The 16,544-nt window shown below is 33.9% G+C and carries 11 protein-coding genes; 2 read left to right on the forward strand and 9 right to left on the reverse strand.

What is annotated here, in order from left to right:
* Positions 1-33: 33 nt before the first annotated feature.
* The 6 genes from fusA to rpoB form a co-directional block, all read right to left on the reverse strand.
* The gene (gene fusA, locus ACAG39_07145; GenBank protein MEZ0537016.1) at positions 34-2,109 is read right to left on the reverse strand and encodes an elongation factor G; all 2,076 of its coding nucleotides are present in this window, start codon (positions 2,107-2,109) and stop codon (positions 34-36) included.
* 27 nt (positions 2,110-2,136) lie between these two features.
* Positions 2,137-2,610 (reverse strand): 30S ribosomal protein S7, encoded by a 474-nt coding sequence (rpsG, locus tag ACAG39_07150; protein ID MEZ0537017.1) that lies wholly within the window; start codon positions 2,608-2,610, stop codon positions 2,137-2,139.
* A 45-nt stretch (positions 2,611-2,655) separates the two neighbouring features.
* Positions 2,656-3,084 (reverse strand): 30S ribosomal protein S12, encoded by a 429-nt coding sequence (rpsL, locus tag ACAG39_07155; GenBank protein ID MEZ0537018.1) that lies wholly within the window; start codon positions 3,082-3,084, stop codon positions 2,656-2,658.
* 31 nt (positions 3,085-3,115) lie between these two features.
* Positions 3,116-3,364 (reverse strand): L7Ae/L30e/S12e/Gadd45 family ribosomal protein, encoded by a 249-nt coding sequence (locus ACAG39_07160; GenBank protein ID MEZ0537019.1) that lies wholly within the window; start codon positions 3,362-3,364, stop codon positions 3,116-3,118.
* A 153-nt stretch (positions 3,365-3,517) separates the two neighbouring features.
* Positions 3,518-7,036, reverse strand: a complete 3,519-nt coding sequence (rpoC, locus tag ACAG39_07165; GenBank protein MEZ0537020.1) for a DNA-directed RNA polymerase subunit beta' — start codon at positions 7,034-7,036, stop codon at positions 3,518-3,520.
* Between the two features lie 19 nt (positions 7,037-7,055).
* Positions 7,056-10,757 carry a DNA-directed RNA polymerase subunit beta gene (gene rpoB, locus ACAG39_07170; protein ID MEZ0537021.1) on the reverse strand — a complete coding sequence of 1,234 codons (3,702 nt, stop codon included), beginning with the start codon at positions 10,755-10,757 and terminating at the stop codon, positions 7,056-7,058.
* A gap of 232 nt (positions 10,758-10,989) precedes the next feature.
* On the opposite strand from rpoB, the gene ACAG39_07175 reads away from it, so the two are divergent.
* Positions 10,990-11,265 carry an AbrB/MazE/SpoVT family DNA-binding domain-containing protein gene (locus ACAG39_07175; protein ID MEZ0537022.1) on the forward strand — a complete coding sequence of 92 codons (276 nt, stop codon included), beginning with the start codon at positions 10,990-10,992 and terminating at the stop codon, positions 11,263-11,265.
* Positions 11,255-11,515: a type II toxin-antitoxin system YafQ family toxin gene (locus tag ACAG39_07180; GenBank protein ID MEZ0537023.1), complete on the forward strand. Its 261-nt coding sequence runs from the start codon at positions 11,255-11,257 to the stop codon at positions 11,513-11,515. Before ACAG39_07175 ends, ACAG39_07180 begins: the two co-directional genes overlap by 11 nt.
* Here ACAG39_07180 and ACAG39_07185 read toward each other — a convergent pair.
* From ACAG39_07185 to ACAG39_07195, 3 genes are all read right to left on the reverse strand, one after another.
* Positions 11,487-13,160 (reverse strand): putative bifunctional diguanylate cyclase/phosphodiesterase, encoded by a 1,674-nt coding sequence (locus ACAG39_07185; protein MEZ0537024.1) that lies wholly within the window; start codon positions 13,158-13,160, stop codon positions 11,487-11,489. The two genes, ACAG39_07180 and ACAG39_07185, sit on opposite strands and share 29 nt — an antisense overlap.
* Positions 13,161-13,271: 111 nt before the next feature.
* Positions 13,272-14,072, reverse strand: coding sequence for a hypothetical protein (locus ACAG39_07190; GenBank protein MEZ0537025.1), 801 nt, complete (start codon positions 14,070-14,072; stop codon positions 13,272-13,274).
* Positions 14,073-14,142: 70 nt separating this feature from the next.
* On the reverse strand, positions 14,143-16,542 hold the full coding sequence (locus tag ACAG39_07195; protein ID MEZ0537026.1) for an S-layer homology domain-containing protein: 2,400 nt from the start codon (positions 16,540-16,542) through the stop codon (positions 14,143-14,145).
* Positions 16,543-16,544 lie beyond the last annotated feature (2 nt).

Genomic DNA, 16,544 nt, shown 5'->3' on the forward strand with positions numbered 1-16,544 from the left:
TAATTTTTAGACAATTTTATTAATATTTTATACTTATTTGTTTTTGTTTTCAAGAACCTTATCTGCAATATTCTTTGGAACTTCATCATAGTGGTCAAATTGCATTGTGTAAGTTCCTCTACCTTGTGTTCTTGATCTTAAATCAGTAGCATATCCAAACATTTCAGCAAGTGGAACAAATGCCCTTATAACTTGAGCATTTCCTCTTGGTTCCATGCCTTCAATTCTACCTCTTCTTGAGTTGATATCTCCCATTACGTCACCCATATATTCTTCTGGAACAACAACTTCAACCTTCATTATAGGTTCAAGAAGAACTGGGTCTGCCTTCTTCATACCATCTTTGAATGCCATAGAACCAGCAATTCTGAATGCCATATCACTTGAGTCAACTTCGTGGTATGAACCATCGTAAAGAGTAACCTTTACGTCAACAACTTGATATCCACCTAAAATACCTGCCTGCATAGCATCTTGAACACCGGCATCAACTGATGGAATATATTCTTTTGGAATAACACCACCAACAATCTTGTTTACAAACTCGTAACCAGCACCTCTTTCCATAGGTTCGATTTCGAGCCAAACATGACCATATTGACCTCTACCACCAGACTGTCTGATATATTTACCTTCGATCTTAACAGGCTTTCTAATTGTTTCTTTATAAGCAACTTGTGGCTTACCAACGTTTACTTCAACCTTGAATTCTCTCTTCATTCTGTCAACGATAATTTCAAGGTGAAGTTCACCCATACCAGCAATTAGAGTTTGACCTGTTTCATGGTTTGTTGAAACCTTAAATGTTGGGTCTTCTTCAGAAAGTCTTTGTAAAGCAATACCCATCTTTTCTTGGTCAGCTTTTGTTTTTGGCTCAACAGCAACCTGGATAACTGGCTCTGGAAATTCCATTGATTCCAAGATAATTGGGTTGTTTTCATCACAAAGAGTATCACCAGTTGTTGTGTTTTGTAAACCTATTGCAGCACAGATATCTCCAGCATAAACTGTTTCAATGTCCTCTCTGTGATTAGCATGCATCTGAAGAAGTCTTCCGATTCTTTCTTTTTTATTCTTTGTAGAGTTATAAACATAAGAACCAGCATTTAGTACCCCTGAGTAAACCCTTAAGAATGTGAGTTTACCAACATATGGGTCTGACATAATCTTAAATGCTAATGCACAGAATGGTTCGTCATCACTTGTCTTTCTTTCAATCTCGTCATTTGTATCAGGTGAAAATCCTTTTACAGCCTCAATGTCAAGTGGTGATGGTAAATAGTCAACAACTGCATCTAAAAGAGGCTGAACACCTTTATTTTTATATGATGAACCACATAATACTGGGGTCATCTGTAAATTGATTGTAGCTTTTCTGATACCTTTTTTGATTTCTTCTTCTGTTAATTCTTCGCCTTCAAGATATTTCATCATAAGCTCTTCATCTGATTCAGCAACAGCTTCAACAAGCTTAAGTCTATATTCTTCTGCCAAATCTTTTAGGTCTTCTGGTATCTCTGTTGCTTGAGATACTTTACCTAAGTCGTCAACATATATTATTGCCTTCATTGTAACAAGGTCAACAAGACCTTGGAATGTGTCTTCTTTCCCAATTGGAATCTGGAGTGCAACAGGGTTTGCAGAAAGCCTATCTTTCATCATTTGGATAACATTATAGAAGTTTGCACCCATGATATCCATCTTGTTAACATAAGCTATTCTTGGAACCTTATATTTATCTGCCTGTCTCCAGACAGTCTCTGACTGCGGCTCAACTCCACCTTTTGCACAAAATACGGCAACTGCACCATCAAGCACGCGAAGAGACCTTTCTACTTCAACAGTGAAGTCAACATGGCCTGGTGTGTCAATAATGTTTACTCTATGCCCTCTCCATTGAGCAGTTGTAGCAGCAGAGGTTATTGTGATACCTCTTTCTTGCTCTTGTTCCATCCAGTCCATAGTTGCTGTTCCTTCATGAACTTCACCAAGTTTGTGAACTCTACCAGTATAGAACAGAATTCTTTCGGTAGTAGTTGTTTTTCCAGCATCTATGTGTGCCATAATACCAATGTTTCTTGTTTTTTCTAGTGGGAACTGTCTGGGCAACTTATTATTTACCTCCTTATTTTTGTATTACCACCTGTAATGTGCAAAAGCCTTGTTAGCTTCAGCCATCCTGTGTGTATCTTCTCTTTTCTTAACTGATCCACCTGTATTGTTTGCAGCGTCCATAATTTCTGCTGCTAATTTTTCTCTCATTGTTCTTTTATCTTTTCTATCTCTTGAATATTGTACAAGCCATCTAATACCAAGTGATAATTTTCTATCTGGTTCAACTTCGATTGGTACTTGATATGTTGCACCACCCACTCTACGAGGTCTTACCTCTAATATAGGCATAACGTTGTTTAGAGCTTGCTCTAAAACTTCTAGTGGGTCTTTACCTGTTTTTTCTCTGATTATTTCAAAAGCTCCGTAAACTATTTTTTCAGCAACCGCTTTTTTACCATCATACATAATCTTGTTGATAAGTCTTGAAACTACTTTATCATTATATAATGGATCTGGTAAAACATCTCTCTTTTTAGCTTGACCCTTTCTTGGCAAACCTTCTCCCTCCTTTTAACACTTTTATTATCTTAGGCTACTTTTTTATTTTTTTGCTGCTGTAGCCTTTGGCTTTTTAGCACCGTATTTGGATCTCCCTTGTTTTCTATTAGCAACACCAGCTGTATCTAAAGTACCTCTTACGATATGGTATCTAACACCAGGTAAGTCCTTTACCCTACCACCTCTTACTAAAACAACTGAGTGTTCTTGTAGATTGTGGCCAATACCTGGAATGTATGCAGTTACTTCAATACCATTTGTAAGCCTTACTCTGGCAACCTTTCTTAGAGCTGAGTTTGGCTTTTTAGGTGTAACTGTTTTAACAACAGTACAAACACCTCTCTTTTGTGGGCTGCTTAAATCATAGTACTTTTTATTAAGTGTATTGTAGCCCTTTTGAAGTGCTGGTGCCTTTGATTTAAATGATTTCTTTTCTCTACCTTTTCTAACTAATTGATTAATTGTTGGCATTCTCTTATTTACACCTCCTTTTTAAAAATATTTATAAAATTGCAGCAGAAGATGCAGAAACGTTGATTCCACAAAATCTGCCCAATTCTTTCTTAGAATCAACAAAGATAAGTTTTATGTTTTTTTGGTTACACATATTTATTATATCCCTTACAACCCAATCATCACTATCTTTTGCGACAACAACTATTTTTGCTTTGCCTTCATGAATAGCTTGGGCTGTTTGCCTTGCTCCAACCATCTTAGGCATATTTTTTATCTGTTCTAATTCCGGTGTCAATAGATATTCCTCCCCTTTTATACTGGAAGGTTGAAAATTACACTCAAATATAATAACATTCATTTAATTTTATGTCAAGAAAGGTTAAAAAACTTAAAATCTTTGCAAATGGATGTGCCAACGAGAACAGTCCCCATTGGCTCACCCATTGGCTCATATAATTTTTTCACTATCAAGTGAAATGTTTCTGTATTTTGACATTCCGGTTCCTGCAGGTATCAATTTACCTATTATAACATTTTCCTTAAGACCAATAAGTGGGTCTACTTTACCTTTTATAGCTGCCTCTGTAAGAACCCTTGTTGTTTCTTGGAATGATGCAGCAGATAAGAATGATTCGGTAGAAAGTGCAGCCTTTGTTATTCCAAGTAATACCCTTCTTCCAAGTGCAAATCTCTTTCCTTCTATCTCTGCTTTATCATTTTCTTCCATAAATCTATTAATATCAACAATCTCACCTGGAAGTAGATCTGTATCACCTGGATCCTCTACTTTTACTTTCTTCATCATTTGCTTAATTATTATCTCAATATGCTTGTCATTTATGTCAACACCCTGCATCTTATAAACCTTTTGAACCTCAGCTATAAGGTAGCCTTGAACATCTTTGAGTCCTTTAATCTTAAGTAGGTCATGAGGATTTAATGAACCTTCAGTAAGCTCGTCACCTGCTTTTACATAATCACCTGTTTGAACCTTTAGTCTTGCACCAAATGGAATCTCAAATTCTTTTCTTGAAACCTCATGTTCACCATTTGGATTTTCGCTTTCTACAATAACCTTTCTCTTTTTGTCCTCTACAACTGTTACCCTTCCATCTATATCACTTATTATTGCAACACCTTTTGGCTTTCTTGCTTCAAATAGCTCCTCAACACGAGGCAAACCATGAGTGATATCTTCTCCTGCAACACCACCTGTATGGAATGTTCTCATTGTAAGCTGTGTTCCAGGTTCGCCAATAGCTTGTGCAGCAATTATACCAACAGCTTCACCTACGTTTATATGAAGGCCTGTTGCCATATCAAGGCCATAACATTTAGCACATATACCAACCTTAGTCTTGCACTCAAGAACAGACCTTACATATACACTTTTAATTCCGGCATTAGCAATTCTTTTGGCAAGACTATCTGTAATAAGTTCATTTTTAGAAACAATCTTTTCACCAGTTTGAGGGTCTGTAATATCCATCATGGCATATCTTCCGGTAATTCTATCCTCAAGTGTTTCAATAACTTCATTCCCATCTCTTATTTCTGATACCCAAATACCTTTATCTGTTCCGCAGTCCTCTTCTCTAACAATTATATCTTGTGCAACGTCAACAAGCCTTCTTGTTAAGTATCCTGAGTCTGCAGTTCTTAGTGCAGTATCAGCAAGACCTTTTCTTGCACCATGTGTTGATATGAAGAATTCCAAAACGTCAAGACCTTCTCTGAAGTTTGATTTAATTGGCATCTCAATTGTCTTACCTGATGGATTAGCCATAAGACCTCTCATACCTGCAAGCTGGCTTATCTGATTCTTTGACCCTCTCGCACCTGAGTTTGCCATCATATAAATTGGATTAAACTCATCAAGGTTATCAATCAATGCTGTTGTAATCTTTTCTTTTGTTTCATTCCAAATTGCTATAACCTTATCATATCGTTCACCATCAGATATAAGACCACGTTTGAAAAGCATTTCTACTTTATCTACTTCGCTATCAGCTTCTGCTATCATCTTTTCTTTTATCTCAGGAATTTCCATATCAGAAACTGAAATTGTCATCGCACCACATGTTGAAAATCTAAAACCAAGCTCTTTTACTTTATCAAGAATCTCTGCAGTTCTTGTCATTCCATATTTTTTTATACACTTGTCAATAATCTTGCCTAACATCTTCTTATCAACAAGTGTATCAATCTCAAGTTTTAGTAAGTTTTCTTCTTTTGTTCTATCAACAAATCCTAAATCTTGCGGAATAGCCTGGTTGAATATTATCTTCCCAACAGTAGTATTTATTATATCTTTAACTAACTTGCCGTTAATCTCTTTCTGCACACGAACCTTTATCTTTGCATGAAGAGCTATAACCTTATGGTCATAGGCAAGTATTGCTTCTTCTGGTGAAGCAAATACCATACCTTCACCTTTGTCATTCTTCTTTTCCATTGTAAGATAGTAACACCCAAGTACCATATCCTGAGTTGGTACAACAACAGGCTTACCATCTTGAGGCTTTAAAAGATTGTTGGCAGAAAGCATCAAAAATCTTGCTTCAGCTTGTGCCTCTGATGAAAGTGGAACATGCACAGCCATCTGGTCACCGTCAAAGTCAGCATTGTATGCAGTACATACAAGAGGATGAAGCCTTATTGCCCTACCATCCATTAATACTGGTTCAAATGCTTGAATACCAAGCCTATGAAGTGTAGGAGCACGGTTTAGTAAAACTGGGTGGTCTTTTATAACCTCCTCAAGAATGTCCCATACCTCAGATCTTGCTTTTTCGACTGTTTTCTTTGCATTTTTGATATTTGAACAAATTCCTCTTTCAACAAGTTTTTTCATAACAAATGGCTTAAATAGCTCCAATGCCATTTCTTTTGGAAGACCACATTGGTAAATCTTTAGCTGTGGACCTACAACTATAACCGAACGTCCTGAGTAGTCAACCCTCTTACCAAGAAGATTTTGTCTAAATCTTCCTTGCTTACCTTTGAGCATGTCAGAAAGTGATTTAAGAGGTCTATTCCCAGGACCTGTAACTGGTCTTCCACGCCTTCCGTTATCAATTAGTGCATCAACAGCTTCTTGAAGCATTCTTTTTTCGTTTCTAATTATAAGCTCTGGTGCACCTAAATCAATAAGCCTTTTGAGTCTGTTATTTCTATTTATAACCCTTCTATAAAGGTCATTTAAATCAGATGTTGCAAATCTTCCACCATCAAGCTGAACCATTGGCCTAAGTTCAGGTGGTATAACAGGTAAAACCTCTAGTATCATCCATTCAGGTCTGTTATTAGATTTTCTAAAGGCCTCGACAACTTCAAGTCTTTTTATAATTCTTAACTGTTTTTGTCCCTTTGAAGTATCAAGCTCTTTTTTTAATTCTTCTGAAAGTTTATCAAGATCAATTTCTTTTAATAATTCTTTTATAGCCTCTGCACCCATTCCGGCTTTAAATCTATCGCCGTATTTATCCCTATATTCCCTATATTCTTTATCTGTAAGTATCTGCTTTTTCTGAAGCTCAGAAACATCTCCCGGATCAGTAACAATATAGGAGGCAAAGTATAAAACCTTTTCAAGATTTCTTGGAGTGATATCCAAAATCAAGCTCATTCTGCTTGGAACACCTTTGAAATACCAAATGTGAGAAACTGGAGCAGCAAGTTCAATATGCCCCATTCTCTCACGTCTAACCTTTGATTTTGTTACTTCAACACCACATTTGTCACATACAACACCTTTGTATTTTACCTTCTTGTATTTTCCGCAGTGACATTCCCAATCCTTTGTTGGTCCAAAAATCTTTTCACAGAATAAGCCGTCCCTTTCAGGTTTTAATGTCCTATAATTTATTGTTTCAGGTTTTTTTACTTCACCACGAGACCATTCTCTAATCTTTTCTGGGGAGGCAAGGCTAATCTTTATTGCATCGAAGTTAAATACCTCCTGCAATTTAAAACCCTCCTAAGCTTTATTCATCAAATTGGTCGTCATCACCAAAATCAACGTCAATAACCTTTCCGTTCATAAGTTCTTCATAGAACTTGTCGTTTGATTCAAAGTCCTCTAAGATATCTTCTTCATCAGAAACCTCTCTATCTCTTGCCAAATCAAAAGGTGAAAGACTTTGCTCATCATCATCTATTGATTCCTTAAGCTCAACCTCTTCATTCTCTTCAGAAAGAAGTTTGACATCAAGGCACAAACTCTGAAGTTCTTTTACTAAAACCTTGAATGATTCCGGTATTCCTGGCTCTGGTATATTTTCACCTTTAACAATTGCCTCATAAGTCTTTACCCTTCCTGTAACATCGTCTGATTTTACAGTGAGTAGCTCTTGCAATGTATATGCAGCACCATACGCTTCAATAGCCCAAACTTCCATCTCACCAAATCTTTGCCCACCAAATTGTGCTTTACCGCCAAGTGGCTGTTGTGTAACAAGTGAGTATGGTCCTGTTGAACGAGCATGAATCTTGTCATCAACCAGGTGAGCAAGTTTCAGCATATACATGTATCCAACTGTAACCTCATTGTCAAAAGGCTCTCCAGTCCTTCCATCATAAAGCATTGTTTTACCATTTGGCTGTAAACCTGCCATTGAAAGTGCTTCTTCTATGTCCTCTTCTTTTGCACCATCAAAAACAGGTGTTGCAACCTTCCAACCAAGAGCCCTTGCGGCATATCCTAAGTGAACCTCAAGTATCTGTCCTATATTCATACGTGAAGGAACGCCCAAAGGATTTAGAACAATGTCAACTGGTGTGCCATCTGGTAAGAATGGCATGTCCTCAACTGGCAGTATCCTTGAGATAACACCCTTATTTCCGTGTCTACCAGCCATCTTATCACCAACAGATATTTTCCTCTTTTGAGCTATATAAACACGAACAAGCTGGTTTACACCAGGTGGCAGTTCATCACCATTTTCCCTTGTGAATACTCTAACATCTACTATTATTCCACCTTCACCATGTGGAACCCTAAGAGAAGTATCCCTTGTTTCTCGTGCCTTTTCACCAAAGATTGCACGAAGAAGCCTTTCTTCTGCTGTAAGCTCTGTTTCGCCCTTTGGTGTAACCTTACCTACAAGGATATCACCGCTTTTTACCTCGGCACCAATACGTATAATACCTCTTTCATCAAGGTCTTTTACTTGATCTTCACCAATATTGGGGATATCTCTTGTTATCTCTTCTGGCCCTAATTTTGTATCTCTTGCTTCACATTCATATTCTTCTATATGGATAGATGTGTAAACATCATCTTTAACAAGTCTTTCAGATAGTAATATAGCATCTTCGTAGTTATAGCCTTCCCATGGCATGAATGCAACCAATACATTTTTACCAAGTGCAAGTTCTCCTAATTGAGTTGAAGGACCATCAGCTATAACCTCACCTGCTTTTACTCTATCGCCTTTTTTAACAATAGGTCTTTGGTTAAAGCAAGTACCTTGGTTTGTTCTCTTAAATTTAAGTATTTGGTAGCTATCCTTAGTACCATCATCATTTTTTATGACAACTTCGTTAGCTGAAACCTTCTCAACAATTCCATCCTTCTTTGAAAGAATACATACTCCTGAGTCTACTGCTGCTCTATATTCAATACCAGTTCCAACAACTGGTGAGTCGGTAATTAAAAGTGGAACTGCCTGACGCTGCATGTTTGAACCCATAAGTGCTCTGTTTGCGTCGTCATTTTCCAAAAACGGAATAAGTGCTGTTGAAACTGATACTATCTGCTTTGGAGAAATATCTACAAGGTCTACCTCATTTTTGTTTACTTCTATAATGTCTTCACCAAATCTAACAGTTATTTTTGAATGTATAAACTTTCCTTCCTCATCTACTGGCTCTGTTGCTTGAGCAATTTTGTAGGTATCTTCTTCGTCAGCAGTAAGGAAAATAACCTCATTTGTAACTTTTCCTTCTTTTTTGTCAACCTTTCTATAAGGTGTTTCTAAAAATCCATATTCATTTACCCTTGCATATGTTGCTAATGATGTTATAAGACCTATGTTTGGACCTTCTGGTGTCTCAATAGGACACATTCTTCCATAATGTGAATGGTGAACGTCTCTTACCTCAAACCCTGCTCTATCTCTTGAAAGTCCACCAGGACCTAATGCAGATAGTCTTCTTTTGTTAGTTAATGCTGCAAGTGGATTAACTTGATCCATAAACTGTGATAATTGGCTTGATCCAAAAAATTCTTTGATTGTTGCTGTAACTGGACGGATATTTATTAGGGTTTGCGGTGTTACAGAATCTATATCCTGTGTTGTCATTCTTTCTCTTATAACCCTTTCCATCCTTGTAAAACCAATTCTAAATTGGTTTTGAAGTAGCTCGCCTACTGCTCTTACACGTCTATTTCCAAGGTGGTCTATATCATCTACATTCCCAATGCCATATTTAAGACCTAAGAAATAACTTGTTGCTGCATATATATCATCAATTGTTAAGCAATATGGAACTAATTCTTTTATTCTCTTTTTAATAAGTTCTTTTCTTTCATTTATGTCATTTGTTTCGGATAATATTTCTTTTAAAACAGGAAGATATACAGATTCCCGTATATTTAAATCTGAAACATCAAAGTCTACATATTTATCTATTCTAACAAAATAGTTTCCAATAACCTTAAACTTTCTTCCTTCTTCAATGTAAATCTCAACTTCATTAATACCCGCATCTTGAATTGCTTGTGCTGTTTCTCTATTTAGAAGTTCTCCTTCTTTTGCTAAAATCTCACCTGTTCTTTCATCAACAACATCTTGAGCAATTCTCTTATTAAATATCCTCTTCCAGATAGCTAATTTTTTGTTGAACTTATATCTTCCAACCTTTGCTAAGTCATATCTTTTTGGGTCAAAGAATAGGTTATATAGTAGATTCTTTGCATTTTCTACGTTTGGTGGTTCACCAGGTCTTAGCCTTTTGTAAATTTCTAAAAGTGCATTGTCTATTGGATTCCCTGAATCACCCTTTGCTGCTTCTTTATCAAGTGCAGCTTTAAGCCTTTCATCTTCACCAAATTTTTTAAATATAAGGTCGTGATTGTAAAGTCCAAAAGCCTTTAGTAATATTGTTAAAGAAACCTTACGAGTTCTATCAAGTCTAACTGATATAAGTTCTGTTGTGTCTGTTTCATATTCAAGCCAAGCTCCACGATTTGGTATTAATGTAGCACCAAATATGCGTCTTCCTTGTTTATCAATCTGTGATGAAAAATATGCTCCAGGAGAACGTATAAGCTGGCTAACAATTACCCTTTCTGCTCCATTTATAATAAAGGTTCCGCTGTCAGTCATTATTGGGAACTCGCCCATATATATATCCTGCTCTTTTATCTCTCCTGTTTCTTTATTTATAAGCCTTACTCTAACTTTAAGCGGCCTTGCATATGTTGCATCTCTTTCTTTGCACTCTTGAATAGAGTATTTGGGTTCCCCATCAAAGTAATAATCAATAAACTCAAGAAGTAAATTCTCAGTATAGTCTTTTATTGGGGAAATGTCTTTTAAAAGCTCTCTTAAGCCTTCATCGAGAAACCATTGAAATGAATTTTTTTGGATTTCCAAAAGATATGGTAAATCCAATACCTCTTTTACCTTACCATAACTCATTCTTTTTGCTTTTCCGTACTGGACTGGCTTTGGTATGGCCAATTAAATCACCTCTTAAAAAATCCTTATCTTTATTATTATTTACATAAATTGTATAGCTTATTCTATTAAGCTCTTTTTGTAATGTAACTTAGAGTTGTATTATCGAAAAAGCAGACAAAAACCCATATTAATGCATTTTGATATTCTACCACAATTTAGATTGGAATGTCAATATAGATATTTTTGTGGTATAATAAAAATAAAGATTTAAAAACAATGGTGGTGAACAAAAATGTCTATTACTGTCCTTAAAAAAAATTCCCAAGTAATTTTACCTCATAGATTAATAAATAGAATGGGTCTTAAACCTGGTGATAAATTTGAAATTATTGAAAAAGACGGTGGTATATTTCTTGTCCCAATAGTTGTTTATCCAAAAAGAAAGATTAGGAAGATTACAAAAATTGTTTCAAAGGCAAATAGAGAAAGTAAAAGCAATTTAACAAAAATATATAATAATGTCGATGAGGCATTTAAAAATATGGGGATAAACTTCAATGAATTATAAGATTGAAATAACAACTCACTTTGAAAAACAATTAAAAAGATTAAACAAAAATGAACAAAAGATAGTCTATAATAAATTAAATTTATTAATTAATAACCCTTTTCATCCTTCTTTAAGAACAAAGAAGGTTCAAGGTCTCGAAAATGTCTTTGAATGTAGAATTAATATGGATATAAGACTACTATGGCAATATAAAAATAATAATATCATACTTTTATTAACTATTGGCCATCATAATGAGATTTTTTAGGCAAAAATTTATCTCTGAATTCCCCTGCACTTATTGGTTTACTTATCAAATATCCTTGTATATAATCACACCCTTGGTCTTTTAGAATTTTAAACTGCTCCTCTGTTTCAACACCTTCTGCTACCACTTCAATTCTTAAAACATGAGCAAGTTCAATTAGGTTTTTAATTATCTTTGTTTCTTTTGAGGCTTCCATCATGCTCATAATAAATGATTTGTCAATTTTTAACATGTCTATTGGTAATGTTTGTAAATAGTTTAATGAAGAATAACCTATACCAAAGTCATCTAAAATAACTTTAAGCCCCAATTCTTTAAGATTATAAAGAGCATTTATAGTTGTTTCAACATCTTCCATTGCTGATGTTTCTGTGATCTCTATATTTATATTATTTGGATTTAATAGCCCAACTGATGAAAACTCTTTAATAATATTTAAAAAACTACTATCTTGAAACTGTTTAATTGATGTATTTATTGAAATGCTAAAATCATCTCTACATAAGCTTTTCCACTCATTAATCTGCCTGTTTGCGTCTTTTAAAACCCAATTTCCTATTGGTATTATAAGACCAGAGTTTTCAGCTATTGGGATAAAATCATTAGGAGAAATCATGCCTTTTTGTGGATGCTGCCATCTTAAAAGTGCTTCTGCTCCTTTAACTTTTTCATCTGAAATTTTATATATTGGTTGATATACCAAATAAAACTCATTATTAGAAAGTGCATGCCTTAAACCATTTTCAATTTCGTTTATCTTTATTATTTCAACATTAAATTCCTTTTGAAAATAGCACCATTTGTTTTTCCCGCTTGTTTTTGCTTTATTAAGTGCTATGTCTGCATTTTGAACAAGTGTTGCAGCATCATAAGCATCATCAGGATATATAGATATACCCATGCTTATGCTAATAAAAAAATCATAATTGTCAAGTTTCCATTCACCTCTAAATACCCCATTTAGCTTTTTTAAACAGTGCTCAATATCTATGTTATCATTTATTTCTGGAACAATAAAACCAAACTCGTCTCCACCTATTCTTGATAAAAATACTCCATCTTTTATAACAGTCAAAAGTTTTTGAGAAAACTCTCTAAGCAGGTTATCAGCTTTTATATGACCTACAATATCATTTATTGTTTTAAAATTATCAATATCAAGATATATTACTGCTAATCTTTTTTTATTTTTCTTATGAATATTTATCATTTCTTCAAGCATTTCATAGAAAAGAATTCTATTAGGAAGCCCTGTAATAAAATCATAGTATGCATTTCTTATTAATTTCTCGTGGCTACTTTTCAGTGCTTTATATTGCTCATTCAGTTCCTTTTTTATAATTATTAGTTTTTGATGAGTATTTTTAAGATTCTGATAGCTTTTAGCTAATTTTATATGTGATTTGTTTATTTCAAAAAGTTTTGATTTTATTAAAAAAAACAAAAGAGCTGATGTAATAAAAACAAAAAATAAGCCTTTATACATACTTATATATTTAATATCATTTATATCTTTTGTAATTTTGCCAAGCAATGAATCACTAAAAAATATCCATAAACTTGCTATAATAGTGTATATAAGTGTTATTCTAAGTGCATCTTTATATATTGTTATTTTTTTATCATTTTTATTGCTTTTAAACATGCTTTACATAATCCTTTATCAATTCTATTTATATTTATACCCATTTTTAAATTTTTGTCTATAAAAATAAAATATAAAATAATGCTACCATAAGATTTTATGGTAGCATTTTTAATAGTACTTTTCATATATTGCTTTTAATTGTTCTATTTGTGTTGGAGTGAGTCTTGCTTTTAGGATTGATTTACCTCTTTCTATTGCCTCATCTTTTTTGCCAGCTTTGTATAACTTATAAAGCTCTTCAATTTCAGCCCTTGTGACAACAGAAAGGACTATTTTTACCACTTCCATCTTGTCAGCAGTTGATATATTTGTTGTGTTTTTATCAACATCCTTTTGTATCTGGTCATCTTTATTATTATTCGAATTATTAGCTATATTATTAGTACTATTTGAATTTGTATTTTTTGAATTACTATCTGCGTTTTTGCTATTATTCGAGCTATTGTTAATATCTTGAGATGAATTAGTTTTAGAAATATCAACATAGTTTGTCTCATTATTTTGACTAATATTATTGCTGCTATTATTGTCTGTGCTGCTTGTTTTGCTACTATTGTTTTGATTAGCATTATTATTTTTAGTGCTGCCATTGTTATTTTTTGTAACACTACTATTATGTTGTGAGTTATTATTTGAATTTATGTTATTATTTTTAGAAACATTGGATGATTCATTATTAACCAAACTATTCTGAGCTAATTTATTTATCTCTTTTTCAATATTTTTATCTTTTATAACATCTGAGCTTTCTTCAATAATCTTTTTAATTTCAGGATCGTTTAATATTTCGTTAACAATTTTTGGTGGTAATACTGCATTAAATGCTTTATCAAAAGCATAGAATATTAAGGCTGCGAGAAATATTAGTGTTAATGAAATAATAAGAAGGATTTTTCTACGTTTTTTCATAAAATCAATCCTTTATATTAAAATTTGCATGGGGTTTTATTAAAACCCCATGCATTATAATCTTAAGCTATTATTTTATAAACGCTCTTAATGCTATTGCAGCTACCTGTGCTCTTGTAGTATTTGATTTTGGATCAAATTTGTTATCTGACATACCCTCAAGTATTCCATTCTTTTGAGCAAGTGCTACATATTTCTTTGCCCATGATGAAATGTTTGAATTATCTGCAAATGTAGTAGTTGTTATATTAGCATCGGAAATCTTTCCTGTTTTAACCAATGCTAATGAAACTACCTTAGCCATTTCTTCTCTTGTTATCTTTTCATTTGGAGCAAACTTATTGGCACTTCTTCCATTTACAACACCAAGGTTATAAAGTGCTGCAACATATGGATAGAACCAATCTTTTTCTGTTACATCGCTAAACTGAGTTACACTTTGGTCTTTTGTTGAGATACCAAGAGCTTGAACAATCATTTTTGCAAATTCTGCTCTTGTAACAGAATTATCTGGTCTAAATGTTGTATCTGGATAGCCACTAACAATGCCTTTTGCCACTGCTTCTTTTACATATGATGTATACCACGCTGATGCTGAAACATCTTTAAAGTTCTTTGTGTATGTTCCAACGTAGTAAGTACTTAATGATTTTCTGAGTGCTATAAATGAATTTGTTGATTCAACATAAATACCAGGTACTATCTCTGTTGTATCACCATTTACCTTAAATGCTGTAACTACCGCTGGATCTTGCGGCTTATTATTGAGGTTAAATACAAGTTTAACTGGGTTTGTTGTAAATGTATCTATATTATTTCCATTTACATTAACCTTTATATCTATTACATCAGAAATATTGTTTTGAGCATTGACAGTTGTTTTTGTAATTTCAATAGAAAGCTTACCGCCACTGATATTTGAAAGCGGAACTAAAGCATAACCATATTTTGTAGCAACAGCAACTGAGCTGTATTTGCCCTCTGATTTCACCTTGTTTACAGCAGCTTCATCAAAGTTAATAGTGAGTTTTTTATCTTTGTCAGTTACTGCATTGACCATCAATGCGTTGCCGATTAAAGATATTACCTTTTGGTTTTCTGCTGTCTTTATATTAGAAAAAGCTTGGTAAACCGCACTAAGTTTTGCATCTGCTGCAGTTAACTTATCTGTAGAAACAGTATATGAATTTTCACTTTCACTTTCTGTAACAGCAGGAATTACTGCTATGTTTTTAATTGCAGAAAGCATTGTATTCATAAGCTCAAACTTTGATTTTTCTGTTATCTCTGTTTTCTGAACAGTTGAAAGATTATCAGCATTTGTAATAGAAGTTGATACCTTATTCCATACATCAAGGGTTGAGGTAACTAAGCTTTTTACCTCCTCTGGTGTTGTTGTTTTCGTAATAACAGCTGCAAGGGTTTTTGATGCCTCTTTTGCAACATCGATTGCTGCGTTTACTTTTGTTAATATCTCTTGTTGTGTTGTACCAGTAACTTTTGTTTCAATAACATTAAGTGTTTGTGTAATTGCATTTGCAGCAGTCTTTACGTCTCCTGATTTAGCAGCCTCTTGAAGTTGTGCTTTAGCTTCCTGAATATTTGTAGGTGTAGTTGGGGTTGTTGTTGTTGTTCCACCTGTTGTAGTTCCAGTAGAGCCAGTTGTTGTACCACCTGTGGAACCACCTGTATTTCCACCTGTGCTACCACCTGTTGTTGTATAAAGTAATCCCCAGAAATCAAGGATTAAGTTTGCGCCAAGTTTTTGGTTATCGTTCATCTTTGTATTGATTGAAGATACTAAACCTTGTAAAGCAGTCTTTATTGCTGTTTTGCTGCTATCAGCAGAAATATCATCACCTAAGATATCATTCAAAAAATTAATCATTTGATCTACTTTTGCATTATCTAATGTGAAATTCTTAGTTGTGCTATCATATGATATTGGCTTATATGGACTGAATGATGATACTGCTAAATAAGTATTTATTTTATCAAGTATTGTATTAACTCTATTAATATCATTATTTAAATATGTTTTATATTGTTCAATGAGCTGATTAGCCAAATTTGTTTTAAGCGAATCATAATTCGATGCATTGTTCTTCTTTGCATCTATTAAATCAATTAAATCTGATTTAACATAAGTATTTTTCATAAAATCAATCATTGCACTAACTGAAGCTGTTGTTAATCCAAAGCTTTGTTCTAATCTAACCTCACGACCACCTGAAGCAACTGTATTAAAAGCTGTTAATATATCACTTTTACCACTGTTTAGATAAAGAGCTATAGCATCTGCAGCATTAGTTCCTTGATTATTTTGTGCTAAGCTATTAACAATCTTTTCAATAATGCTCTTTGCATTTGGGGTAGCAACTGTATCTCCTTGTGCAAAAGCAAATGATACTATTGATAAAGAAAATACCACTAATACCAAAATACTAACTATTCTCTTTTTTGTCTTCATAT

It is taken from the genome of Caldicellulosiruptoraceae bacterium PP1 (assembly GCA_041320695.1).
In the GTDB taxonomy this organism is placed as follows: Bacteria; Bacillota; Thermoanaerobacteria; order Caldicellulosiruptorales; family Caldicellulosiruptoraceae; genus JBGGOQ01.

What these genes read in the sequence shown, in the direction of transcription:
- rpsL (MEZ0537018.1), bottom strand. Translation starts at nt 3,084, where the DNA reads ATGCCAACAATTAATCAATTAGTTAGAAAAGGTAGAGAAAAGAAATCA.
- ACAG39_07185 (MEZ0537024.1), bottom strand. Translation starts at nt 13,160, where the DNA reads ATGTTTAAAAGCAATAAAAATGATAAAAAAATAACAATATATAAAGAT.
- ACAG39_07175 (MEZ0537022.1), top strand. Translation starts at nt 10,990, where the DNA reads ATGTCTATTACTGTCCTTAAAAAAAATTCCCAAGTAATTTTACCTCAT.
- ACAG39_07195 (MEZ0537026.1), bottom strand. Translation starts at nt 16,542, where the DNA reads ATGAAGACAAAAAAGAGAATAGTTAGTATTTTGGTATTAGTGGTATTT.
- ACAG39_07180 (MEZ0537023.1), top strand. Translation starts at nt 11,255, where the DNA reads ATGAATTATAAGATTGAAATAACAACTCACTTTGAAAAACAATTAAAA.
- ACAG39_07190 (MEZ0537025.1), bottom strand. Translation starts at nt 14,072, where the DNA reads ATGAAAAAACGTAGAAAAATCCTTCTTATTATTTCATTAACACTAATA.